Source organism: Wolbachia endosymbiont (group A) of Longitarsus flavicornis, assembly GCF_963931955.1.
GTDB lineage: Bacteria > Pseudomonadota > Alphaproteobacteria > Rickettsiales > Anaplasmataceae > Wolbachia.
Window position 1 is genome coordinate 1,085,077 of the sequence record NZ_OZ008337.1, and the last position, 24,682, is coordinate 1,109,758.

At 33.5% G+C, this 24,682-nt stretch carries 15 protein-coding genes and 1 pseudogene; 12 read left to right on the plus strand and 4 right to left on the minus strand.

What is annotated here, in order from left to right; translation table 11 throughout:
• The first annotated feature begins 118 nt into the window (after window positions 1-118).
• Both AABM58_RS05410 and AABM58_RS05415 read left to right on the plus strand, forming a co-directional pair.
• Window positions 119-412, plus strand: a complete 294-nt coding sequence (locus tag AABM58_RS05410; protein ID WP_338406602.1) for a hypothetical protein — start codon at window positions 119-121, stop codon at window positions 410-412.
• Window positions 357-8,963: an ankyrin repeat domain-containing protein gene (locus tag AABM58_RS05415; RefSeq protein ID WP_338406603.1), complete on the plus strand. Its 8,607-nt coding sequence runs from the start codon at window positions 357-359 to the stop codon at window positions 8,961-8,963. Before AABM58_RS05410 ends, AABM58_RS05415 begins: the two co-directional genes overlap by 56 nt.
• On the opposite strand, the gene AABM58_RS05420 is transcribed toward AABM58_RS05415, so the two are convergent.
• Window positions 8,947-9,843, minus strand: a complete 897-nt coding sequence (locus AABM58_RS05420) for an Rpn family recombination-promoting nuclease/putative transposase (RefSeq protein ID WP_338406604.1) — start codon at window positions 9,841-9,843, stop codon at window positions 8,947-8,949. The genes AABM58_RS05415 and AABM58_RS05420 overlap by 17 nt on opposite strands.
• 128 nt (window positions 9,844-9,971) lie before the next feature.
• On the opposite strand from AABM58_RS05420, the gene wmk (AABM58_RS05425) reads away from it, so the two are divergent.
• The 6 genes from wmk (AABM58_RS05425) to AABM58_RS05450 all read left to right on the plus strand — a co-directional run bounded on the left by wmk (AABM58_RS05425) (window position 9,972) and on the right by AABM58_RS05450 (window position 16,333).
• Entirely contained in the window at window positions 9,972-10,904 is a 933-nt protein-coding gene (gene wmk, locus AABM58_RS05425; protein ID WP_338406605.1) for a WO male-killing family protein Wmk, read from the plus strand.
• 170 nt (window positions 10,905-11,074) lie between these two features.
• The gene (locus AABM58_RS05430) at window positions 11,075-11,731 is read left to right on the plus strand and encodes a JAB domain-containing protein (RefSeq protein ID WP_338406606.1); all 657 of its coding nucleotides are present in this window, start codon (window positions 11,075-11,077) and stop codon (window positions 11,729-11,731) included.
• Window positions 11,732-11,837: 106 nt separating this feature from the next.
• Window positions 11,838-12,989 (plus strand): hypothetical protein, encoded by a 1,152-nt coding sequence (locus tag AABM58_RS05435; RefSeq protein ID WP_338406607.1) that lies wholly within the window; start codon window positions 11,838-11,840, stop codon window positions 12,987-12,989.
• Between the two features lie 88 nt (window positions 12,990-13,077).
• Window positions 13,078-13,998, plus strand: a complete 921-nt coding sequence (gene wmk / locus AABM58_RS05440) for a WO male-killing family protein Wmk (RefSeq protein ID WP_338406608.1) — start codon at window positions 13,078-13,080, stop codon at window positions 13,996-13,998.
• Window positions 13,999-14,035: 37 nt separating this feature from the next.
• Window positions 14,036-14,959 (plus strand): WO male-killing family protein Wmk, encoded by a 924-nt coding sequence (gene wmk, locus AABM58_RS05445; protein ID WP_410529778.1) that lies wholly within the window; start codon window positions 14,036-14,038, stop codon window positions 14,957-14,959.
• Between the two features lie 468 nt (window positions 14,960-15,427).
• Complete coding sequence (locus AABM58_RS05450; RefSeq protein ID WP_338406610.1) at window positions 15,428-16,333, plus strand: DMT family transporter; 906 nt, start codon at window positions 15,428-15,430, stop codon at window positions 16,331-16,333.
• Between the two features lie 155 nt (window positions 16,334-16,488).
• On the opposite strand, the pseudogene AABM58_RS05455 reads toward AABM58_RS05450, so the two are convergent.
• Both AABM58_RS05455 and AABM58_RS05460 read right to left on the minus strand, forming a co-directional pair.
• Window positions 16,489-17,300, minus strand: a pseudogene (locus AABM58_RS05455) (IS5 family transposase).
• 15 nt (window positions 17,301-17,315) lie between these two features.
• Window positions 17,316-18,108 (minus strand): IS5 family transposase gene (locus AABM58_RS05460; RefSeq protein ID WP_338405927.1). Its coding sequence is split into 2 segments (ribosomal slippage): window positions 17,316-17,843 and window positions 17,845-18,108, totalling 792 coding nucleotides; the frame shifts between segments, so codons are not numbered across the junction.
• A gap of 50 nt (window positions 18,109-18,158) precedes the next feature.
• Between AABM58_RS05460 and AABM58_RS05465 the strand changes: the two genes are divergently transcribed.
• The 3 genes from AABM58_RS05465 to AABM58_RS05475 all read left to right on the plus strand — a co-directional run bounded on the left by AABM58_RS05465 (window position 18,159) and on the right by AABM58_RS05475 (window position 20,410).
• Window positions 18,159-18,554 carry a DUF2924 domain-containing protein gene (locus AABM58_RS05465; protein ID WP_338406611.1) on the plus strand — a complete coding sequence of 132 codons (396 nt, stop codon included), beginning with the start codon at window positions 18,159-18,161 and terminating at the stop codon, window positions 18,552-18,554.
• Between the two features lie 10 nt (window positions 18,555-18,564).
• Window positions 18,565-20,040, plus strand: coding sequence for a recombinase family protein (locus tag AABM58_RS05470; RefSeq protein ID WP_338406612.1), 1,476 nt, complete (start codon window positions 18,565-18,567; stop codon window positions 20,038-20,040).
• A 199-nt stretch (window positions 20,041-20,239) separates the two neighbouring features.
• The gene (locus AABM58_RS05475) at window positions 20,240-20,410 is read left to right on the plus strand and encodes a hypothetical protein (protein ID WP_338406613.1); all 171 of its coding nucleotides are present in this window, start codon (window positions 20,240-20,242) and stop codon (window positions 20,408-20,410) included.
• Window positions 20,411-20,432: 22 nt separating this feature from the next.
• On the opposite strand, the gene AABM58_RS05480 is transcribed toward AABM58_RS05475, so the two are convergent.
• Window positions 20,433-22,364 carry an ankyrin repeat domain-containing protein gene (locus AABM58_RS05480; protein ID WP_338406614.1) on the minus strand — a complete coding sequence of 644 codons (1,932 nt, stop codon included), beginning with the start codon at window positions 22,362-22,364 and terminating at the stop codon, window positions 20,433-20,435.
• A 967-nt stretch (window positions 22,365-23,331) separates the two neighbouring features.
• Here AABM58_RS05480 and AABM58_RS05485 point away from each other — a divergent pair.
• Entirely contained in the window at window positions 23,332-24,579 is a 1,248-nt protein-coding gene (locus AABM58_RS05485; protein ID WP_262986536.1) for a hypothetical protein, read from the plus strand.
• Window positions 24,580-24,682: the final 103 nt, after the last annotated feature.

Below are 24,682 nucleotides of genomic sequence, written 5' to 3' on the forward strand. Positions count from 1 at the left end.
GTGTTGCATTATAATACAAATGTTATATATAAGTTGGTATATAGATAAAAATAGCTTTTATTGTTGGTATCTCTGATAATAAATAGTGGGTTTGGTATAATGTAATGAAGGGGGCTTTATGTTTAAGACACAATATCCAACAGATCATCTAGAAAAAGAAGGCGTTAATTCAAAGATTACCGAATCATCGGGTGAGATACAATATATAGAGCAAGCTAAAGAATTTCCTCAATTTAAGCGCTATCGGAGGTCTGATGTTGATTCCGAAAGTGAAAGTAGGTTTAAAAGAATCGATGTTCCAGGAGATGGTAGCTGCTTATTTTGGTCCATTACGCTGCTTATTTTGGTCCATTACTATGGCTTACTTAATACCTGTCAGAAACGACGACGCTCTATTTCGACAAAGGTATGAAGCTCTGTTTGGAAATGAAGGAGCTGTAACCCAAAATTTAGATCATATTAGAAGTTTGGTTCGGAATTTAAGTGCTGCCAATTATGATGATACATTTGCAAACTTAGTAAGAAATGTGTTTCGCAGTCGAGTAGTTAATTATATAAGTGCTCATGAGAACGAGTTTAGAAATTTTGTTGAAGGTGAAAGTGGACTCAGTTTCAAAGATTACTTAGAAAATATGAGAAAACTTAATACTTGGGGAGGTGAACCTGAAATAAGAGCAATGAGTGAAATGCTTAGCGCAAGAGTTAGTGTTTCTGGTGAAGTTGAAACCCAATATGATAATGGAGATATTCGAATACAGTTATTTCATGTTGGCGCACCAGGCAAACGAAACCATTATAATTTTGGTCTTGAGAGAGGTACTGTTGATAATGATGTAGAGCTTGCGAAAGGTTTAAAAAAAGTCATGGGCAAAGGAAGGCCACAAGATTTTGAATTAATACAGTTATTAATAGAGGAAGCAGGTAAAAAAGTTGGTATAAGCCGGCAAGATGAGGATTTTAAATCTTTTGAAACGAGATTTCAGTCATTTGTGGATCAGATTCCATCTTATTTACACTCTATAGAAAAAGCAGGGTTTTTTACGCACTTCTTCTTAGGGAGTTTTTCTACTTTGCTGGATACAGAAATTGCAGAAAAGTTAAATATTAAAAAGATTTATTTTAGTTTTGATACTTCAAGAACCTTAAAGGTAGCTATTGTTAAAAATGGTCAAATTGGAAATGCTGAAGACGCTGTTAATAATATAAATTTATTCTCCATTTCAGAAGGTAAGCGCGGCCATCAATTTACTTCTGGTGAGTTGGAGAACATATTAAAAGAGAACATAGCGTCTGAGGGACTGACTGAACAAGATATTAAGAATAGAATTGAAGAGATTAAGAATAAAATTAATGGTAAAATGGAATCCAGATTAGTACAGATCTACAAAGGAAAGGATGGTATTTTTGTTAATATGGAAGCTAAAGAGATACTTGATTCTGCTACTAGCAAGGAATTTTATGAAATAGAAAAAGGAATATGGAGTAATCCGGAAGGTGATATAGCTGGGCTAAGTTCTAGTAGAGAGATAGGGGTTAAAGAATCTCTTAAGGGAATTCTTAGAGAGATTAGTAAAGTGCATTCTAAATATGAAAATTCATTAATCTATGATAATAGTGCACGTGAAGCAGCACATCATGGATTTATGGTAGGCGTTTTCATGAATTTCCATTATAGGTACAACCTTAGAGTCTATCCAGAGCAATTTGCAGGAAGGGGTTATGCAGATATTATCTTGTTAGCTCGTGGTCCTAATCGTGCATTGGATTCTATTCCCATTATTATTGAATTAAAAGCAGGAGCAGCTACTCCAGATAAGGCTTTGCAGCAAGCAGAAAAGTATGTGCAAGGTTTCCAACCAAATGTTCAGCGAGTTCTAACCACTGCAGGTGGCATTTTATGTGTTGGTGTAAATCTTGATAATCCATCTCCTATCTCTGATATTAAAGTATCAAATCGTGGGAAAGAAATAATTCCTCTTTTTCAAGATATGCTAAAATCTGCTGATGACTGGGATACGCAAAGGATTGGAACAATAGAATTAAAGGGACAGGTGAAAGATAATCTAGAACGTATTTATCATACGTTTCCTGGTACACCGGAGAAGGGAAATAATCATTATTTTAGTAGGTTTTTACTAGGGCAATCACTATTGCTAAATAGAGTTGAAGATTTAAAAACTGGTTTTAAAAAATACATTTTTATCTATGGAGATAATATACCTACTGAAGTGCATCCTAATCTTCGTGAGCTTGGACGTCCAGCAGCTAAAAGAGCCAGAGAAAGACTGTCAACTAATCTTGATGCAAGCCACGCAGTTGTAACAATGGTGCTGATTCCAGGAAATACAGAGAAGTTGGTTTATGTAATAAATATTGTTGAAGCTAACAGAAAGGATGTTCTGAACGGTCTGGATGAAGTGCTTCCTTTTGATAGATTAAATAGAGAGATAGGAAATAGGGAAATAGTTGAATTAAGTCTTAATTTTGATACTAGATACAAGTCAGATTTTAAAAGATATCTTACTGTTTGGACTGAAAAATACAATTCTTTACAAGAGTACAACAACGGAGATAATAGATTTCAAGGTACTTTCAAGGAAGTTACTTATCCTAATGAGTTAAAAGAAACATTTGATAAAGCGCTAGATACCCAGTCTTCATCAATAAATGAGTATAATAAATTATTAGAAAAAATTGGAGAGGGAACATTTCCTTTTAAGACTCTTGTCAATAAAGAAGCTCATTTTCAAGGGATATTGCATGGAGCATTTAGTTATTATAGCGACCTAAAATTACAAGAATCACCAGAAACTAGAGCATTAGTTTTAACTGAGTTTCAAACTGGCAGAGGGGAACGTATTGACATGCTAGTTCATGGTATTAAGTTTGTGGCTCAAGGTGGAAATGCTGAGGAGTACAATCCAATAGGATTGGAACTTAAGGCATCAAGGCAGGGTAAGGGAGCTCAAGCTTTATTGAAGGAAGCAAATGATCAAATAAATGAAGAGTATAAAGAAGGTGTTACCTATAAAACACTGACAGATGGTGACGAGGTAAAATTTATCGGTGTTGTTTTTGATAAAGGATCTAATAATCCAAATAAACTTATTTTAACAAGTAGGACAACCAAGGAAGGATTTATTCCTGTTGAAGTAGTTCATAGTTCAGTTCATATGCTGCCTACTGGTGAAGCAACACAATCTTTGAATAAGTTAAATCTTAATGGCTGTGCAAAGCAAAGCAATAGAAAGAAGAGAAGTATTAAATGTTTATTTTCAAAGGATGATGTGGAAAAGTTTAGTAAAGGAAAGGTAGATGAAAATAATGTAGATAAGATTATAATTGATAGTGAAAAGTTCCTAACTTATGTTAAAAGCAGTCAAGATGAAGGGAAAAATGCTCAGCTAATAGAGTTCATTGGAAACAAAAATATTGAAGGTGACTATAAATATTTAGTTGATAAGGTGATTGGAGATCAAGGATATGAGCGCTATATTCAGAATGAGCGTATCAAGGATTTATATGGTGACGTTTTACAGCAAAACAGTGATTTAACAAAAAAAACAAAATTAAAAAGCAGGTTAATGAATGCTGCAGGTAGAATACAATTAATCAGAGGAATTCATGGTGCTATTGTATCTTGCAAGGATGGAACAGCAACGGATTGTGGATTAAATCTAGGCGGAATAGGATGGTCTTTTGCGTCTCAACCAATTGAGAATGTAATGGTTAAAATTGCTCCAAAAGTTGTAACATCAGCTGAAAAAGTTGTAGGAAGGATTATACCGGGTACTTTAGGTAAGCAGACAAAATTTGTTGTTCAAGTTGCAGGAGTAAAATTTGGAAGTAAAATAGCGAAAGGCACGGCAGGAGCTATAGCTGGTATATTTGATATTATTGATATAGGCATATCAGCAAATAATCTTGTAGACTGTAAAAATAGAGAAGATAGTAATAATCCATGTGGAGAAAAGGAGATAAGAGATAATATAGCTTCTATAGCCTTTTCTGGTGTGTCATTTGTTTCTGGTGTTGCTCTTACAGCAGCTAGTCTGCCTGGAGTTGGTATTGGAGTTGGATTTGGACTCATGGTAACTCATGGAGTTTATAGTGGTATTAGCAATATTATAGAGTATGAAAAGAAGTATGATACAACTCATGGTGAGAATTTGGATATTTTTTTGCATACGCTTTTACTTTCATCTATGCCATATGACCTAGAGCACCTTGCAGCCAGAAATAATATGGTTAATAGTCAAGCTAAAAGAGCCTGGAAAGCTTTAAGTGATAGTCCTCATGATGTAGTTGCCTATGGAATTGGTTTTGGGGTGGATAGCGACACACCATCTCTTCATGCAGGGTATGGAAAGATTCTAATGAATAGAACAGATGCTGATACAACAGGCCTCTCACGTATTATACCTGACCCAATTCAAAATGCTACGATGATTTGCTTACCACAAGTCACTAGCGAAATTTATGAAAAAGGTATTAAAAAATCAGTTCCAACAGCTGTGCATCACTGTGAAAATACAATGGTTATTGCTGATAGAAGAAGAATGCAAAATGGTACAATAATTCTTTATAATTTAGAAAGCATAGATGAAGGTACCATTGTTGGAAGTAATAAATTAAATAACTACTTCTTGATTTTTAGAGGAAACACAGGAATAACTGGTGGTAATAATACTGTTAACAAATTTATTCTTGTGAAACCTGGAGGTTTTTCGGGTAAAATTATTGGTGGAAGTAATGCTACTAATATACTTGACCTAAGTCAATCAACAGAATACGACTTTGTACAAGCAAAAATTGACTATCGTTTTAGACCTAACGCTCCCGGTCTTTTAAGGTTAACAACAAATCTTCATCGATTGATCAATGATTATGTTGATAGCAATGTCGATGCTTTCAGGTATAGCTATATTGGAAGGCAAAATAAGACAGATAATGTTTTATGTACATATAATTCTAGGCGTCTTACCAGAAACGATAATCGTGACGTCTTTATAAATAGTGGTGGAGGTTTGAGCAAAAATGAGAAGGATACAGTTGATAATTGTAAAAAAGTAGCTATTGCGCCATACACTAAAGTTACAGGTGCAAAAAATGATTATACCTTTTATATAAAAACCACAGATTACGAGGCTAAAGATTTATATTCAGAAATTGATGTAAAAGGAACGGGAACTGTAATCTTTCCGGAAACTAATCTGCTAGATGATTGTGATGAAATATCTTATTTCTCGACTAATAATACTTTATCTTTAAAAATAGGGCTGGGTCAAGGTAATCAATATACCCTTGACATTAAAAATTATATTAAGCAAGGCAGTAATCAACCTAATTTTATGCTGATAGATAAAAATGGTAGTAATATTATTCCTAAAATTGAGAAACTAGAATCATCCATTACAAAAATTAACTCGTTCGAGTTACATACAGAACATTCTCTTGATAGCTTTGATGCTGCAGAAAATCATTACAAGGAAATACTCATTAATAATAAGGACTATAAAGTCTTTGGTGTTGTTAGAGCAAAACTACAAAGCAATAGCGCATTCCAACATATGGTATTTGGTTCTTCAGGAGAAGATATAATAAATTTTGACCAAAGGAGTATGTTTGCTAGAGGTGGAAATGGAAGTGATATGTATGTTATTGATAGTAACATAGAGAAAAGAGAGATTATTATTGATAACAACTCAGATGATAAAAAATTAGATATGTTAGTTATGCCAGAAGTTCCTGAGGAATTTTCAATTCAACAGTGTAACTTGCATTTAAGCTACAATAATACTCGTGTTCAAGTAAGGAATTATCTTCAGGGTAACAGCTATAGGCATCTTATGGTTATGAACAGCAAAGGAGAAACCTTTATTCCTTATGTACAATCAATGTCATGTGCTGGCTCTTCCGTAGAAAGTGGCAAATTATCTCCCTTTTTCCATGCCACACAGACTCAGAATATGTTTTTGTTGCCTAAGGATTTTGAAGGTGATCATGTAGTGATTGATTCTAATCTTGAAGATATCGAGAAATATAAAGATGAAGATGATCTCTTATTAACAAGAGAAGGTGAGATTCCTTTTATTATTAGAGTAGAAGATTTTTATAATGACCAAAGTAAATGGAGAGATGTTAATTTTCTTCTGTGGAACAATGGTAATTTTTTTCCATATTTAGGTTTACAGCAAGAGGTTGATGGAATAATGGACTATCAAGATAAACTTAAGGGTGATTATAGAAAGATCATAAAAGAATATAATGTAGATTTTACTAAGTCTATCAGTATCACACATAATCAAGATGGCACTTTAACTTCGGTGGGGCAAGATGAAGAACGCATAGGAGTAGTGATATTAAAAGATATTACTCCAGATCAGATTAGGGTTTCCAGTAGTAATACAGATTTGGTGTTTTCCGACGAAGTATCTAACCATGTAATCAATGTAAAAAATTGGAATAATTCTGAGTCTTATAGGATTTCTACATTGGAATTCGATTTAGGGTTAGAACCAATAATAATCCGGAGATTAGACAGGTTTAGTTTGTCTGATATAGCAGAAATACAAGGTCTGATTAATAAAGCTTCAGAGATTTGCCAAAAGAAGGCTGGGTGCGAAGCTAACATTGAAGCTAAAAATAACGATGGCCAAACACTTTTTCATGTTGCTGCTCAAGAAGGCAAATTGCGTTCTATTAGGTTTCTTATAGGTAAAATTGAAAGTATGAATTTTGAAGATAATTTGTATGCAGAACCTGATGAACTAGTAAAAGCAGTTCGCCAAAGAGAAAGATTAAAGTCTCTCATAAATGAAAAAGATAAGTTCGGTTATACACCGCTGCAATATGCTGCTAAAAATGGTAAGTGGGATATAGTCAATCTTTTCCTTGATAAAACTGCTGAAAGAAATCCAGATGATGTTGCAAATAAGGATCGATTCTCAATAAGCTGGACCACTGTCCACTATGCTGTTTACAATGGTGATTTGAATCTACTTAATGATATATTTCAATTTCTTTCAGATAAAGAAACTATCATTAATACTAAAGACAGTAGTGATTGGACACCTCTACACTATGCTGTATATTACAATGCTCTAGATGTGGTAAAATTTCTTGTGAACAAAGGTGCTGATATCAATGCTAAAGATAAGGATAGTAAAAGACCTTTAGACTTAGCTGCTCAAGAGAATGACACAAGTGTAGCAGAGTTTCTAAAGCAAACGGAATTAGATAAAAAATTGTTAGCTGCAGTGCAAAATGCAGGTCTTAATGAAGTTAAAGATCTTATTAATCAGAAGGCTAATATTAATGCTAAAGACATGTACGGTTGGACGCCTTTACACTTTGCTGCTTCTCGTGATAAACTTAGTGTAGTTGAGTTTCTCTTCAATAACAATGCTAATATTAAAGCTAAAGATGTGTATGGTAATACACCATTACATGTAGCTGCCCAGTACAGTAGTAATCTTGAAATAGTTAAGTTTCTTTTAGACAAGGATATTAGCGGTATTAATGATATAACCAATAATGGTTGGACACCATTGCATGTAGCTATACAAGGAAACAAATTAAATACAGTCGAACTCCTTCTCGGCAGAGGTGCTGACATTGAAGTTAGAGATATTTATAACCAAACATCTTTAGACTTAGCTACTCGAAAAGGTTACCTAGATATAGCAGGGATTTTGAAGCAAGTACAATTAGATAGAAAATTGTTGACTATTGTGGAAAGCGGTGGTTTTAATGAAGCTAAAGGTCTTATTGCTCAAGGTGCTAACGTTGATACCAAAGACAAGGATGGCAGTACACTACTGTATTCAGCTGCTGAAATGGGTGATTTAGATAGAATAAAATTCCTTCTTGATAATGGCGCTAATATTGGAACTAAAAATGGGAAATATCAAGCAAATCCTTTACATGGAGCAGTTGCAAACTACAGACTGGATGTAGTCAGGTTGCTTCTTAGTCGTAGTGCTAATATTAATGCTGAAGACAAAGATCATCAGACACCTTTACATTATGCTGCTAACACCGATAGACTTGATATAGTGAAGTCTCTTGTAGATGCTGGTGCTAATCTCAGTGCTACAGATGATTACGGTAAAACACCACTAGATATTGCTAAAGATAAAGGACATAGTAGTATTGAAGAATATTTAGAGAAAAAACTCAATGAAAAAGGAGAAAAACCTGTGCAACGCAGACGCCTTCATCACTATGGGGATCACAATCGCAATCATAATCACTCATCACATAAATTCCTTTCTATAGATTCAAGTAATCAACCTGAAATAGCAACAAGCAATGCGGCAAGGACATCTTCATGGATAAATGATTTGTTTAGTTGGGTAAAAAGCTCTATAGGTGGGTTATTAGATTCCAAACCAAATACTGCAAATTCAATCTCACAAGTTAATGCACCAATAGATGTAAATGGCACAATAATGTTACTTGACGTGCTCATTAGAAAGATTACAGGTCAAAAATATATGTCTTCAGTAGATCAACCTGTATCCTTATTAGAAGCACAAGGTCATGCATTTAATATTACAAAGGAATTTAAGAAAGTAGTAGAGCAAGCTGCATTAAAAAGTGACATATCAATGCACAGGTTAAATATTGATTTTATGGAAATGCAGAAAGAGATTACTAGAAAAATCATAGGTGGTAAATTTGATGAGGTTTCAGGGGTTTTAAAATCACATATAGAGAAAGCATGCCCTGGTAGAGAAGCAGGATGTCCTGGTAAATTAAGTCCGAAGAGATTTGACAAGTTTATAGCTCAATTTAATAAGGGGCTGCTAAATCAATCAATACAACAGATATTACACAATGGAGATGGTACATTAGAAGTTGGTGGTGCAAAGCAAATGAATTTAGAGCCTCAAAGTTATTTAAGTAATGCTTCCGTTCAAGGCCATTTGACTCAGAATAAGGTTAAATTAATTTCTTAATCTCATCTAAAGAAAGGCCCGTAGTTTGTGATACAACGTCAATAGAGATGCCAGCTTTAAGTAAATTTTTTGCAACTTCAATTTTACCTTCAATTTTACCTTTTTGATGGCCGATTTGAATGCCTCTTTCTTCTCCAACCCTAAGGCCCTCATCAAATTTTTGAGCGAAAGCAGCAATCTCATCCATTATGCGTTTTTTCATTTGTTCATATGCTAGTAACTCTTCTTCTGACCAATTAAACTTATTCATCTCTTCATAAGCTCGTTTTATTATTATGTCACTACCAACTATTTTATCTAGGTCCTCTTCGCTTGTTTCTGCTGCATATCGAAAAAAATAACACCATTTTTCTACTATATTTTCTAATTGATCTTCCTTCGTCTTTGTAAATTTAGGTAGTTCTATGAATACGAAGTAAAAATCCTTTAAGTCATGTTCAAAGCTATTTTGATCTAAAATGACATGATTAGATTTGTACTCAGCCTTATCTGGAAAAATAATACAATCAGCAACAGCAATAAAGATAATTTCTTTGAGGTTATGATACTCATCACCTTGATCAGCTTGACTTGAGTAGGCTTTGGCAGCATAATATTGAGCACGCTTTTCGAAGCCCTTGGTCTTAGTGAACTGCATTTCTATAATATATCTTGAACCTTGAGAGTCTTTACAAAGAACATCGACAATACTCTGCTTTTTAGCGGCAATTTCAGGGTCTAAAATGGTAGCTAGGAATTCAACATCGTGAATAGCAGCCAAGCCAGTAAAGCCTAAAATATCGTTCAAGAAATGAATGAGAATATCTTTATTCTTCTCGGTGCCAAATATTCTTTTAAAGGCATAATCATTACGTGCATCAAGAAATTTAGAAAAAGCCATGATAAATTAACCTAAAAAGCATTAATAATTATACACAATTGTGAAGAAATATTCAACTAAAATTCAAACATAGAAGTTTTTGTATATCTTTATTTGGTAGTATTAACCTGTATAATATCTATTTCTGTATGGCAAAGCATACTACTACTATCTCTCTAAGATACCAAATAGCACAAAAAGTAAGAAGCTGGAGGTTAAAGCGAGGTTATACTCAAAAAGATTTAGCAAAAAAAATCGGCGTAACATATCAAATAGTACTACAATATGAAAAAGGAACACGAAAAATTTCGATTGAAAAGTTGTGCGCTATAGCAAAGGTGTTATCAATTAATATTACGGATCTTATTCCTGTATCAAATGAAAAAATTTGCCTTAAAAACGAAGAAGAAGAGATACTAAATCTAGTAAGAGAATATAAAAAGATTAACGATCAGGAGTTACGTAGAATGCTTTGTTTACTAACTAAAATTGCCAGAGTGAGTGAAGAAAATAGTAAAAAAACGGAGAGAATAAAAATTGCAAAAGCTCTGGTTAAAGCAGGAGTTTTTGTTGATACTGTTTCAAAAACAATTGGTCTATCTGCTGATGAATGTGTTGAAGAAAAAACGGATTCTATCTACTACAAAATAGGAAAAAAGATAAAAGAATGGAGGGTATTACGGGAGTATACTCAAAAGGATTTAGCAGAGAAAATGAGCACAACACGTGACGAAATAAGCAATTATGAACAAGGAAGGGTTGCTGTTCCACTTGATAAATTATATGGAATGGCAGAGGTGTTATCGATTAATATCGTGGATCTACTTGAACTAGCAGAAGATGCAGATGAAAGAGTAGGAAATGAATTACCGAATTTAATTGAAGAATACAAAAAGATTGAAAGCCAAGAACTACGTAATGCACTAATAAAATCTTTGTTTGAAGGGATACGAATTTGCGAAGAGAAAGTGAAAAGAGCAGAAAAGATGAAAATTGCAAAGGATTTAGTGAAAGGAGGAATTTCTATTGATATTATTTTGCAAGCGGTAGGCATTTCTTTAGATGAAATTCAACAAGTTTAAAATAAAAAAATCACCATATATTAATATCTTCACTTCTTGATGAAAAAATAAGTAAAAAAGATTGAGAAATTGATTTGACTTCACTCGAAAGCTATGGCTCTATGCCAATGCTGATAAAAAACAGCAGTAAATATTTAAAAAAAGTTTGTTGTTAGTGAAAGGTAAATTATATGAATAAAAGTAAAGAGGAAATAGAGTTCAGAATATTAGAAAGCAAAGGCAAAGCACTACTTGATCGTGAAATAATGGAAACGTTTCTAAGTGCAGTACATGAAAGACCACAGGCTCAAGAAATTGCTAAAAATCTGGTGAATACTTATACGGGAGTAGGAAGGATTTTAGGTAGAGAAATGGATGACCTGAAAGTTATAGAAGGAGTAACTGATTCTGCAGTAGCAATGATTATGTGTGTTAAGGAAACACTAGAAAGGGTACTGAGAGAAAAGCTCAAGAGTGAGCCAATAATGGACTTACAAGGGCTAGTAGAGTACTTAAACGTAAGTATAGGACACTCAGAAAGGGAATGTGTAAAAATACTGTACTTGAATAAAAGGCGCCAATTAATCGGAGAAGAATCCTATATTGGTGAAATGGAAAAAGCACCAGTATACATAAAGGAAATTACAAGAAAAGCATTAATAAAGAATGCAACATTAGTAATAATGTCACACAACCACCCTGGGGGAAGTTTAGAACCTTCAGAAGAAGATCAAGCAGTAACGAAGAGCTTAGCAGCAGCGTGTAGTACTGTAAGTGTTAGATTATTTGATCATATTATCATTACAAGTGGGGGTTATTTTAGCTTTAGAGAAAACGGATTGTTATAGCAGAAAGTATTTGCAAATCTACCCACTATAATTTATAATGAGTAATATAATGTATAATAACAAAGTTTATTGTACACTTAAAAAGTATTTTTAATATGAGGTTTATATGACTAGTAAAGATCAGAATAAAAAGACTAATGTTAATCACAAGAAAATATTTGGTGCTCTTGAAAGCGTTGATATAGAGCAGTCTAAATTTGTGAGTAAAATTAATAGCCAGAAGGAGATAAAACTGGAAGATACAATGCCTTTCCCTAGCAGAAACGTTCGCGAAAACAAAATCAACTATGGAAAAGGACTTGATTATATATATGGCACAAAACCTGTAAGTGATCAAGAAGATAAAAATCCATTTGCCTCAGCTTTGCAAAAAATAAAGCCAAATACAGAGAAGCTGAGCTGGTTTAAGAGTTCTATAGTAGAGGCAAAAAACGTAAATGAATTGCACAAAGTTATAGACAAAGTACTAGCTTCTGGAGCAAGGATAAATGCATGTAATGATGGAGAATGGAGCTTCGCGGAATATGTGATACTGGGCACACATTTTCATAAATTTGATAAGGCTGATCGTAAAAAGCTAATACGTAAATTAATGCTAAACGGTGCAGAGTTTCATGATACTTTATTGGAGAATAAATTGATAGGTGAAATCTATAATGAGCTACAACCAGAAGTTCAGCCACAGATAGATGAGAGACTAGAAGAACTAGAGAAAGCTGGCGAAAGTGCTGTGCAAGAAGGAGAATTAATAGATGTTGAGATAGATAATACAACATCGTATATAGAATTTTCTGGGAATAGTAAGGTAGAGGTAGCCAAAATACTGGAAGCAAACAGAAAATTAGGAAGTAATATTGTAAAAATTGGCAATGATGCAGTTGAGGTTAAAAGTGAGAAAGGAGGTGTAAGAAACTATACCGATATGTCAGATGGAAGTTCTGTTGTATTAGAATTTCCTACAAGCATTGGTGAGCTAAATATTATATTGTACCAGGACGTAAAAAATTGCAATCAAGTACAAGTAAAAGTAGCGGATAAGGAACTATGGGCTGAATTACAAAAAAGGGGGGAAGAAATAGGAAAAAATTGCCTTTTCGGTGGAGTAAAACTTAAAGAAGCAGTAGAGAGAGGTAATTTCACTAGATGTGGCATATGGAATGAAAAGTATGCTATAAAAGAGGTTAGCAATAATGAAGTATTGTCTCCGTGGGTAAATAGAATACGTGAAGGTAGTAAAGAAACCTTTAGAGAACTTTAATGCGTCTACAGCCAACTTTAAGGTTCCAGAGGTTTTTTCTTACCGTTATATCTGGAGCCTTTGAGCTATAGTAGAAAATATTATATGTATGGTTCTTTGTATGGAAAAAAGTCTAGACTATGAAGTAGGGCAAAAAGTGAAAAGTTGGAGGTTAGAGAGAGGGTATACTCAGAAGGATTTAGCGGAGAAAGTTGGTGTAAAGTATTGGGTGATACTGCAATATGAGAAAGGGAACCGTAGAATTTCAATTGAAAGGTTGTATGCTATAGCTGAGGCACTATCAATCAGTATTACTGATCTTATTCCTGTATCAAAAAGTTGTCTTGAAGATGAGGGAGAGGAAATATTAAATCTAGTAAGAGAATATAAAAAGATTAACGATCATGAGTTACGTAGGATGTTTTGTTTATTAACCAAATTTGTTCAAGTTAGTGAGAAAAATAGTAAAAAAACGGAGAGAATAAAAATTGCAAAAGGTCTGGTTAAAGCAGGAATTTCTGTTGACGTTGTTTCGAAAACAACTGGTCTCTCTGCTGATGAATGTGTTGAAGAAAAAACAGGTTCTATATACTGCCAAATAGGAAAAAAGATAAAAGAATGGAGGCTAGTGAGGGAGTATACTCAAAAAGATTTAGCAGAGAAAATGAATACAACACGTCACGAAATAAGCAACTATGAACAAGGAAGGACTGCTGTTCCACTTGATAAATTATATGAAATGGCAGAAGCGTTATCGATTAATATTACAGATCTACTAATAGAGAAAGATGAAGGTAGTACAGTGGAAAATGAGCTGCTTGATTTGATTAAAGAATACAAAGAAATTGAGAGCCAAGAACTACGTAATGCACTAATAAAATCTCTGTTTGAGGGAATACGTATTTGTGAGGAGAAAGTGAGAGAGATAGAAAGGATTAAAGTTGCAAAGGATCTAGTAAAAGGGGGAATTTCTATTGATATTATTTTGCAAGCAGTAGGTTTATCCATTGATATGGTTTTAGATGGATAGCTCGTAAAAAAATTATAGCAATAAAGTTTTTTCTTAAATGGAGGTATATGTGTTTGTTTCTGCAAGCAATGTTAGTTATAGAATAGGGCAAAAAATAGAAAATTGTAGGTTAATGCGAGGTCATACTCAAATAGGATTAGCAAGTCAAATAGGTTTAACATACCAAGAAGTAAACAGCTATGAAAGTGGCTATAGCGCTATTCCTGTTGAAGTATTATATATAATAGCAAAAGCATTATCAGCTACTGTTATAGATCTGCTACCTGAATCAGTAGTAGTAAGAGAGTATAAAGATGAAGACGAAGAAATACTCTATCTAACGAAAATATACGAGGATCAAAAGTTAGGTAAAATAGTACCTTCATTAGTCAGGTTTGTTCATATTAGCGAGAAAATCAATCAAGAGGAGGCAAGATTAGAGGTAGCAAAAAATCTAGTTAAAGAAGGAGTTTCTACTGATATTATTTCCCAAGCAACCGGCTTATCTATTTACGAGTATGATAATACAGAGAGAGAAATCTGCACTGATTCTATATACTACAGAATAGGACAAAGAATAAGAGAATGGAGATTGATAAGGAGATATACTCAAAAAGATTTGGCGGATAAAGTTGGTTTAACACTCAAGGAAATATACGAATATGAAAAAGGATACGCTGCTATATCATTTGACAAATTATATCAAATAGCAGGAGCATTGTCAGTGAATATTAAAGTTCTGCTACCTAAAACAAGAGAAAGCAAAAAGCTATTGAGTTTAATGGATGAGTACAGAGAAGATGAGACTCAAGAATCACTAGTCAAATCTCTATCTGAAAGTATAAAAAGTGGCAAGAAAAAAGTTAAAAAAACAGAAAAAATCAGGGTTGCAAAAAATTTAGTAAAGGCAGGTATTGCAATTGATATTATTATGCGAGCAAGTGGCCTAACTGCCGATGAGTTGGGTGATTGTGAAAATTGAATTGTGTTAAATAATATATTAAGATATGAGTAAAGATGGTTATGTATTTAATACATCTATTCTGAAAATTTGTTTAGCTGACTCAACTGAAGCATTTTCATAAAGTTTTGCTGCTAACTTGCTTGTTTGATAACTTTCTTTAACGTCATCACAGCTAACACTGAAAACACATATTGCTAATGCTAGCAGAGAAGCTAGTTGGTAAAATCGCCACAGCCGTCAGTACTCCCGATTACTTTTCCTGATAATGTGATAGTATCCGCAAGTATTATCATATATTACAAAAAAATCAGTTAGCATTTCTGTTTATTAAAATTATGCAATAAAGCTGCATTTTATATAACACTTCTCAAATTATTTCTACTAAATATTTATGAATATGGTTAAACAGTAGATAGAAGAAACCTTTTCTATTATTGATCTTTTGTACAGTAAAGTTATCTCATAAAATATTAAATTTGGAGTTTTATGGATCACAGACTAAGAGCTTATTTGCTTGGAGTTACCTGGTTTATACTCAGTTTACTTAGTAGTGTAGTTAATGATACTATATCAAAGTGTCTCGGTTTACACCTTCAAAGTTTTGAGATAATCTTTTTCCGTTTTTTATTTAGCACTATTACTCTTATACCTTTTATATTTTACTATGGAATAGGAGTTTGTAAAACAAGTCGAATATCTATTCAAATAACTAGAGGTGCATTGTTGTTTTGTGGAATGACCTTATGGACCTATGGGTTGACTATTTGCCCAATAGTAACTGCAACAATTATAGGTTTCTCAATACCATTATTTGTTATGCTTCTTGCAATTCCTTTTCTGGAAGAAAATATAATTTGGCAAAGATGGGTAGTAGCTGTCATTGGTTTTATTGGTATTGCTATTACTACTAAAGCTTATAGCGAAGACTTTAATCCTAAAATTCTTATTTTTATTGTATCCGCATTAATCTTCGCTACACTAGATGTACTTAATAAGAAGCTTGTAATGAAGGAGTCAATAGTAAGTATATTATTTTACTCAGCTCTAACAACAACAATTTTTTCCATTCCATCTTTGTTATTTTATTGGCATATGCCTTCCTTGTCAGAATTAATATTACTGCTGATTTTAGGAATAAGTTCAAACCTAATTCTGTTCTTCATGTTAAAAGCTTTTGCTCTTACTGATGCCACTGCACTTGCACCGTATAGATACATAGAGCTAATAATTTCTGCAATAGTAGCATACGTTATATTTAATGAATTACCTGATAAAAGTGCTTTATATGGTACTTTGATATTAATACCATCAACCTTGTTCATAGCTTATTCGGAAGGTAAGGCAATTAAGAAAAATAGTGTAACAACAAAAGTTTATGACTCAAATTGTTAATGATGTTTATTTTAGATGCTAAGCTACATTTTTAAGGATTAGGAGTAGTATCTGGTACAATGTAAGCGTTTGACATAAATACTAAGAACTTTTGAAATCAGGAAAAATTCCCTTATATGAACCTGGATTAGCAGACATTAGACTTCTTTCAAAATTCATGTATGGAGCTCAAAATTGTGAATTGCAGCAATCAAATTAAACCTTAAACCAAAACGTTTTCGTCGGTTTCTATACCTGTCCGAGATGATTTTAAACCTTTTCAATAAGCCAATTACGTTTTCAACAATTGCCCTTTGGCTCATAAGTGCCCTGTTCTCTTTTTTTTGTTCTTTGCTTAACGGATTCTTTTTCATTTTCCTGTGCGGTAATACAACATTTTTGTGTATCTTCTGCATTCCCCTGTAGCCGGCATCAGCTAAGATTTTGGTGTCCGGTAATATTGCTACCTTTGATTCTCTAAACATCCGAAAATCGTGTTTTCTACCATTCGAGAAAGATGTGCATATGACTTTTTTACTCTTCTTCTCTGTTACTATTTGTGTTTTTATAGTATGCCTTTTTTTCTTTCCAGAGTAGAAGGGCTTTTGCTTTTTTTTGGTCTCTCTACTGGCGTTTCAGTTCCGTCTATTACTAAAACTTCATATTCTACATCACTCTTTAATAGCTCTTTTTTTCCTGGTAATGCAAAATCTGGATGTTTTATTAATATGTCTTCTACCTATCTTATTATTTTAAAACTGTTACTTTCACTCATGCCATAGCTTTGCCCAATATGAAAATATGTACGATATTCTCTTATATATTCCAGTGCCATAAGTAGCCTGTCTTCTATGCAAAGTTTACTTTTTCTTCCACTTCTAGCTTTTTTTCTTTTATCCTCCACTTCTAGAATTTCTACCATTCGCTCAAATGTTGCTTTTTTTACCCCTGTTAAACGTCGAAACTTTTCTCCTTCTAACTTTTCTATTTCCTTAGAACCTGTTCATAATCTTTTGAGGAACAAAGCAGTGAAAGCAAGAACTACCATTTGCAAGCTGGTGTTGAGTTTACGCTCGCAATTTTTCCATAACCGTCTACATTTTTCCAACCAAGCAAAAGAACGCTCTACAACCCATCTTTTTGGCAATACAGCAAAGGTATGTAATTCACTGCGTTTTATTACCTCAACAGTTGCACCAATAGTTGCTTTTATTTGTGTTGCAAAATTCTCTCCCGTATAGCCTGCATCAACCAGTACATTTTTAACTCCCGAGAGGTTTTCTTTTGCATTTTCTACCATTCTCACAGCACTGCTACGGTCAGTTATCTCTGCTGTTGTTACATAAATTGCATGTGGCAAACCTTGCGTATCTACTGCAATATGGCGTTTTATTCCTGAAATCTTTTTGCCTGCATCGTAGCCTTTTTCTTCAGCAGTATCTGCATTTTTTACACTCTGTGCATCAATTATGCAGAAGCTGGTTTTTTCTTTCCGACCATTGTTTTGTCGGACTACGCCAACTATTTTTTTTTAACACCAGCTCCAGAACACTTTCTTTATTTGCATCTGGTTTTTCACTCCACTTCTTAAAATAGTCGTAACAATTGCGCCATTTTGGAAACTCTTTTGGTAGCATTCTCCACTGACAAACGCTTTTCAGAACGTATAACACTCCACAAAATACATCATACAAATCAAGTTTTCTTGGTTTTGTTTTTTTTCTACAGGACTCTAGATCTGGTAATATAATCTCAAATCTTTCCCGACTTATATTACTTGGGTATAAACTCCTCATATATCCTAACTTATATACATTATCTCTTAGTTTATTCCTTTCTTGAGATCATGTACAGGTTCTTAGAAGAGCTAAGGAGAGTTTGGAAGAAGGTATATGGAGAAGAAGCGCCTAGATACTCAAAGAAATACCTGATACCGAGATTAGCATATAGAATACAGGAGGAAGCATATGGAGAAATGTCAAGAAAAGGGTCAAAAAGACTAGATTATTTAGCAGATCGACTAGAGAAGGGAAAAAGAATAAGTAGCGATAAATTACCAGTAGAAGGGACAGAATTGATACTAGAGAGAGGAGAAGAGACTCACGCGGTAAGGGTAACAGATAAGGGTTTAATCTACCGAGAAGAATTTTTCACGTCATTGTCAGCAGTAGCCGGAAGAATAATGGGAATGAGTTACAACGGACCTTTATTATTTGGAATGCGTGATAAAAATGGGAGCTGAAGAGGAGAAAATGCTGAAAGAGGTGAGATGCGCAATATATACGAGGAAGTCAAATGAAGACGGTCTAGAACAAAAGTTTAATAGTCTTGATGCGCAGCGAGTAGCATGTGAAAAGTACATAAAGAGCAGAGAAGGCTGGGTAGCATTGGCAAAAAGGTACGATGATGGAGGATTTTCAGGGAAAAATTTAGAAAGACCAGCAATAAAGGAATTATTTGAAGATGTAAAGGCAGGAGAAGTAGATTGTGTAGTAGTATATACGCTAGATAGGCTCTCGAGAGAAACAAAAGATAGCATTGAAGTAACATCATTTTTTAGAAGGCACCGAGTAAATTTTATAGCAGTAACGCAGATATTTGACAATAATACGCCAATGGGAAAGTTCGTACAAACAGTGTTATCAGGAGCAGCACAACTAGAAAGAGAAATGATTGTAGAAAGAGTAAAAAATAAAATAGCAACATCAAAGGAGCAGGGGTTATGGATGGGTGGAACTTTACCGCTTGGATATGATGTAAAGGATAAAGAATTAATAATAAATGAGAAAGAAGCAAAGTTGGTAAAGCATATATTTGAGAGGTATATGGAGCTGAAGTCAATGGCAGAGTTGGCGAGAGAGTTAAATAGCCAAGGTTACAGAACAAAATCAGATATCTTTAAAAAAGCAACGGTGAGAAGAATAATAACAAATCCAATATATGTGGGAAAGATAAGACATTATGACAAACAGTATGAGGGAAAGCATGAAGCAATAATAAAAGAGGAAAAATGGCAAAAAGCGCAGGAATTGATAAAGAATCAACCATATAGAAAAGAAAAATATGAGGAAGCATTGCTTAGGGGAATAATTAAGTGCAAGAGCTGTGGTGTAAATATGACACTAACGTATGCAAAAAAAGAAAATAAAAGGTACCGATATTACGTGTGCAATAACCATTTAAGGGGAAAAGGTTGTGAATCAATAAACAGAACTATAGTAGCGGGAGAGGTGGAAAAAGAAGTAATGAGAAAGACAGAGCAGCTATATGAAAAATGGGGAGAAGAATGGAAAAATTTAAGTTTCAGAGAACAGAAAGAAGTAGTGAAAAAGTTAATAAAAGGAGTAATGATAAAAGAAGATGGAATAGAGGTGAGTTTAGAGGATAAGGTGGAATTTACACCAATAAAAAAGAAAGGAAATAAATGTACAGTAGTAGAGCCAGAAGGAAAAACAAATAATGCGCTACTGAAAGCAGTGGTGAGAGCCCATTCCTGGAAACGTCAACTAGAGGAAGGAAAATATGGGAGTGTGAAGGAGCTGAGCATTAAAATTAATATAGGTACAAGACGAATACAACAAATTTTAAGATTAAATTATTTAGCACCAAAAATTAAAGAAGATATAGTAAATGGGAGGCAGCCAAGGAGTTTAAGGTTAGTGGATTTAAAAGAAATACCGATGTTATGGAGTGAGCAAATAGAAAAGTTTTATGGATTAGCAATGTAACGTTTATAAAAGTAACAATATGAAAAAACGTTGAAAAAAGTATGTGCCAGAAAATTAAAAAAGGTTATTACAAAAGGAGCTACTACAAAGGGCCACACAAAAAGATGCTGAAATTGATATAGAAAAGTATAGCTTTTCTTATAGTAGTCCGAACAGGGTAAGATATGTGTTTATGGCTATAGTAGGCCAGTAGCATATTATGATTTATTTGGATTATTGTGAAAAGAGCTATAAGTCAATGTTACAGAATCAATTATGTGAAAATATCAATATAAATAATGAAGATTTTAGCATACTGGATGCAACAATGGTAGAAAATGATCCAAAATCTATAAATTATAGTAGTTTATATTTAAATAATAATCTTTAACCTTTATGGCAAATTAATCTACCTAGAAACTTCTCCCCCTAGAATCAGAAGTTCTTCTTAACTCTTCACGTCCTGTCCATTTGTTGTTAGACTCGCTTATTACTTCAGGACGCATTAATCCACCAGATCTAGCAAAAACACCTTGATCTATAGCTTCAATAACCGATAAACCTCCCAATAAGCAATTTTGCCCTATTTCTTCATGACTTGCTATTTCTTCAAATAGATCTTCATCGCTCACTTCTACTCTTATCAATTTTTTATTGTTCTCATCAGGATATAATCTAACTTCTAATTCTCCTAAACTAGTATAAAAAGTTAATACTATACCGCTGCCTTCTGTAAGGTCTGTGTAATTCCTTTTGCCATCTTCAGTTTTAATTTCTACTTCACTATTGCCGATCTTTACTATATTTCTTCCACACTTTACATCTCCATGGGTTAGTCCTAAATCCCTTGTTCCATCTGTAATCTGCGCAACATCTATTATACTGTCTTCTGAATATTCTAAGTAAAAAGTAGCGTTATCCATTTTTGCACAATTTAACTTGCCGTTGGTCGCATTTTTTGCGATTTTCAGAAATTTATGAGTACGATCAACACACTGTTCATGAGCTTTTATCATATTAGCTTTGTGCTCTTTAAACTCCAGTTCTATTTCATCAATAACGTTTAAACTATTCCAGTCACTTAACCTTGCTCCTTTTGATATTAATGTACATACTATATTGCTAGCAACTTCATGGTTTTTTTCTAGTTGGTCAATTCTTTCTAGTATGTAATCTGTGAAACACTGACCTCCATCTTTAGTAAGATTCAATCCCACTCCAGACATGATAGCCTTATCGACAACTTTCTGTAATTCAGCTATGTTTGCAGCTTTTGGTATTTCACTTACAAACTGATTTAGTTGCCTTAGTTGATCTGTTAAACAAATGTCCAATAAACATTGATGTGGTACATAAGTTTCCTCTGTCTCTTGCTCAGTTACCATTAATTGTGATTGAGTTGCCGAGAGTAAATTTATCACTTCAGTATACATATAATCTTTAAGTATTTCTAAATTATTTTCTTCATCCCTAATACTCAAAATCATCTTTAAATCTTCATTGTTTTTATTTTTATCTAAGAACTTTTTCAGGTCCTCAACACCTTGAACGTTATATTTGGAAGAACCATTCTCAAGTTTAGATGTACCTTCAATTAGCTTGTTTAATTCTTCATACAATTTCTTTTGCTCTAAATTAAAGAAGCACTCTGCAACATCCAAAGTACCTTTATCAATTGCAATTTGTAGAGGAGTTTTTCCATTATTATCCTTTATATTCAAATCAGCTCCATAGCTTACAAGAGAATCCACATATTTCTTTTCAACAGGATAAGTAGCAGCATAGTAATGTAGAGGTGTTTTTCCCTTATAATCTTGTATATTTGGTTCAGCTCCTGCTTTTAAGAGACAATCCACTAAAGTACAACTATCAAATGAATTTAGGATTGTTGGAAGTATATGTAACAATGTTAACTCTGACGCCCCTACTTTAAGATCGAGAACAGTTTTTAGATCTGGATTACTCTTAGTTTTCTGTAAAAATTGTTGGAGTGTTGAAGTATCACGACTATTAATAATATGAAATAACTTTTGAATTAACTTCTCCTGATTCTTTGTTAATTCTGATCTATGCGCTTTAATAACCCATTCTTTTTCTAATAAGCTCCAATTACTTGTATTATCCATTAAGTTCATATTAATCCAAAATAAACTTTGTTTAATGAGTTCGTAGTAGTCATCTTTACTACTTGTTGGTAATTGAGTTATTTCTAATTCCTGGTCATCTGTGCTTGGCCATCTTTGCCCAGTGCTTGGTTTCCATTTCGGTTCCTGCTCATTTGTTTGATCACTTTGCCGATTGGTAAGTTTTATAATATGTTCTACAAATTCTTTAGTCTCAACCACAGCTACCCCCTAATTCTAAATATAGGATGTATTATGTATAATATATAATATTGGTCAAGCTAATTTCAACATAATATTTTTACTACTCATATTTTTGTTAAGTTTTTATGGTGAGTACTACTACTAGGTTAAAAGTTGTTTATTACTGGAAGTTTTAGCCAGTTTTACTATAGATCAAAAAAATTGAGAACACCAGCTATATTTAATATTACTATTATAGGAATATGATGCTTTAAAGGAGTACGGAAACTGCTGAAGTTTTTTTACAACAAACTTGTACGGAGCAACTTCAGCAGAATAAACAAACACATGCCAGTATTAGTAGAGAATTATTTATAAGTCAACTAACTTTTTCAAAAAATATTTTAGTGAAGATACCATGCTAGCTAGTGTTATAAAGAATTGAATTATTGACTCTTCCTAAGATTGCAAAAAAGGTCGTATATTTGTGAGAACAAGCCGCGTAAAAATAAAGTTACAAAAATAGAAGATTTAAATTATTTCCATAAGTTTAGGCAAATCAGTTCGTATGTAAATGTGGTTGAAGTAGGCTGGTATAGCTAGTTTTGCGGTATAGTAAAATCGTTATATAGAAAAGTTCGTACGGATCACGTGGTAGACCAACCCATCCCAAAACAAACTCTTCTCTCATTAGCTGGTTTTGAGTTCTGGAAATGGTTATCTTACTTAAGATCTTAATAATACATTCTGCTAAATTAATACTAGTTTATTTTAGAATAATAACTAAGGTAGACTTATAAAAAACAGAATTTAAAATAAACAAAACGTCATGTATCTCTCATATTAAGAGGCTTTTGTTGAGAGTTATTCAAGTCTAAAAAAATTTTTCAAATTGAGGATTGACAAAACTTAGAAAAGGGATATCTTACTCGAAATGGTATCAAGTTACTATAGTGTATGTTAGACGTAACAGTTTCCATGTTTTTCCATTCATAGAGGGGTAATTATGCTGCGTTCAGATATTCCAAAAGTTTTGTTTTCGTCTATTAAAGAGGATGATCCCTATAGAGCATCTAAGCTTTTTCAAATTGAGCGCTGGTGTTATGCAAATTGGGACTTGCACAAAAGGGGTGGTAAAAAGAGGCACAATTTTCTTTCACAAGTGCTATCTAATGAGGATTGTTGGAAGAAAGTAGACAATTTACATAAAGTTAAACTTGATAGGCAGGTGATAGGTAAAAAGCTGATAATGCCAGGCAGTCCCTTTAGTAACCCTAGCTATGAAATTGCCTGTAGGTGCTGCTTAGAGGAAGATATTATTGCTTTATTTGAGGAAAGAAAAAAAAGATTATCAGCTCAAGGTAAAAGTAGTCTGTTGGAGTATGGTCACTTAGTTAAATCTTTAACAAGCGACCTTTTAACAGGTTTTTGGTCACATTTTGTTAGCGGTTACATCTCTAAACTAAATCTAGATGGTCGTCATCCATATGAATATGGACTTAAATGTGCTATAGATTTGAAACAAGCGGAAGCAGTAGAATTCTTCTGGAATAAAATAAAGTCATTACCTGAAGATGAAATGGGCTCACAGAAAAAGGATGAGATCTTCATGAAGACAGCAGTGTATGCAGCAGGTAGTCGTTGTAATAGTTATCCTGAAATATTCGAATTTTGTTTTAGTCAAATAAATCCTGATAAATATACAGAACTTCTAAAAAGAGATTTAGCTGAAAATGGTTATTATGGTAGTCTAAACACGCTACAGGGTGCACTTCGCTTTGATCAATTTCAAGCATTGTTTGACTATTTGAAACCAAGTAATGTTTCAGAAGATAAATATCTTGTCTGGCTACACTATATAAAAACAGAGAACAGCTCATATTATGCTGGTGAAGGTGCAAAGCTTTTTATGCATATGTGGAGAAAGGAGGGATTTGATAGCCATCGTACTTATGTGCTGAAGGAAGAAGTTTCTAATAGATCTTGCTTTCTTGTTACAAGTTTATTAGTACCTTGGGTAAATCAAAGTTACATGGAACCGGTATGGGCAATATTAGATAAGGCTAATCCTGATCAAATCAAAGAATTTATGGATTCTAGACAAGCGGAGTATATACGATCTGTATTAGAGAAAAGAGATATTGATTCATTAAATAAATTTTTATCATACGGTAAGTCTACAGCTGAAGAGCTTACTAGCTTAACTGAGGTTAAATTAAGTAAAGCATGTGAGCAATTAGGGTTGGGTAATTAAGAGGTATTATGAGGCAATTCTATAAAACAGGTGGTGGTTTCTTGTTACTACTTTAGCTTGTTTAGTTTTCGTCAAAAAGATATTGCATTATAATACACATATT

Coding starts and splice junctions, on each gene's coding strand:
- AABM58_RS05410 (WP_338406602.1), top strand. CDS start 119: ATGTTTAAGACACAATATCCAACAGATCATCTAGAAAAAGAAGGCGTT.
- AABM58_RS05415 (WP_338406603.1), top strand. CDS start 357: ATGGCTTACTTAATACCTGTCAGAAACGACGACGCTCTATTTCGACAA.
- AABM58_RS05420 (WP_338406604.1), bottom strand. CDS start 9,843: ATGGCTTTTTCTAAATTTCTTGATGCACGTAATGATTATGCCTTTAAA.
- wmk (WP_338406605.1), top strand. CDS start 9,972: ATGGCAAAGCATACTACTACTATCTCTCTAAGATACCAAATAGCACAA.
- AABM58_RS05430 (WP_338406606.1), top strand. CDS start 11,075: ATGAATAAAAGTAAAGAGGAAATAGAGTTCAGAATATTAGAAAGCAAA.
- AABM58_RS05435 (WP_338406607.1), top strand. CDS start 11,838: ATGACTAGTAAAGATCAGAATAAAAAGACTAATGTTAATCACAAGAAA.
- wmk (WP_338406608.1), top strand. CDS start 13,078: ATGGTTCTTTGTATGGAAAAAAGTCTAGACTATGAAGTAGGGCAAAAA.
- wmk (WP_410529778.1), top strand. CDS start 14,036: ATGGAGGTATATGTGTTTGTTTCTGCAAGCAATGTTAGTTATAGAATA.
- AABM58_RS05450 (WP_338406610.1), top strand. CDS start 15,428: ATGGATCACAGACTAAGAGCTTATTTGCTTGGAGTTACCTGGTTTATA.
- AABM58_RS05465 (WP_338406611.1), top strand. CDS start 18,159: ATGTACAGGTTCTTAGAAGAGCTAAGGAGAGTTTGGAAGAAGGTATAT.
- AABM58_RS05470 (WP_338406612.1), top strand. CDS start 18,565: ATGCTGAAAGAGGTGAGATGCGCAATATATACGAGGAAGTCAAATGAA.
- AABM58_RS05475 (WP_338406613.1), top strand. CDS start 20,240: ATGATTTATTTGGATTATTGTGAAAAGAGCTATAAGTCAATGTTACAG.
- AABM58_RS05485 (WP_262986536.1), top strand. CDS start 23,332: ATGCTGCGTTCAGATATTCCAAAAGTTTTGTTTTCGTCTATTAAAGAG.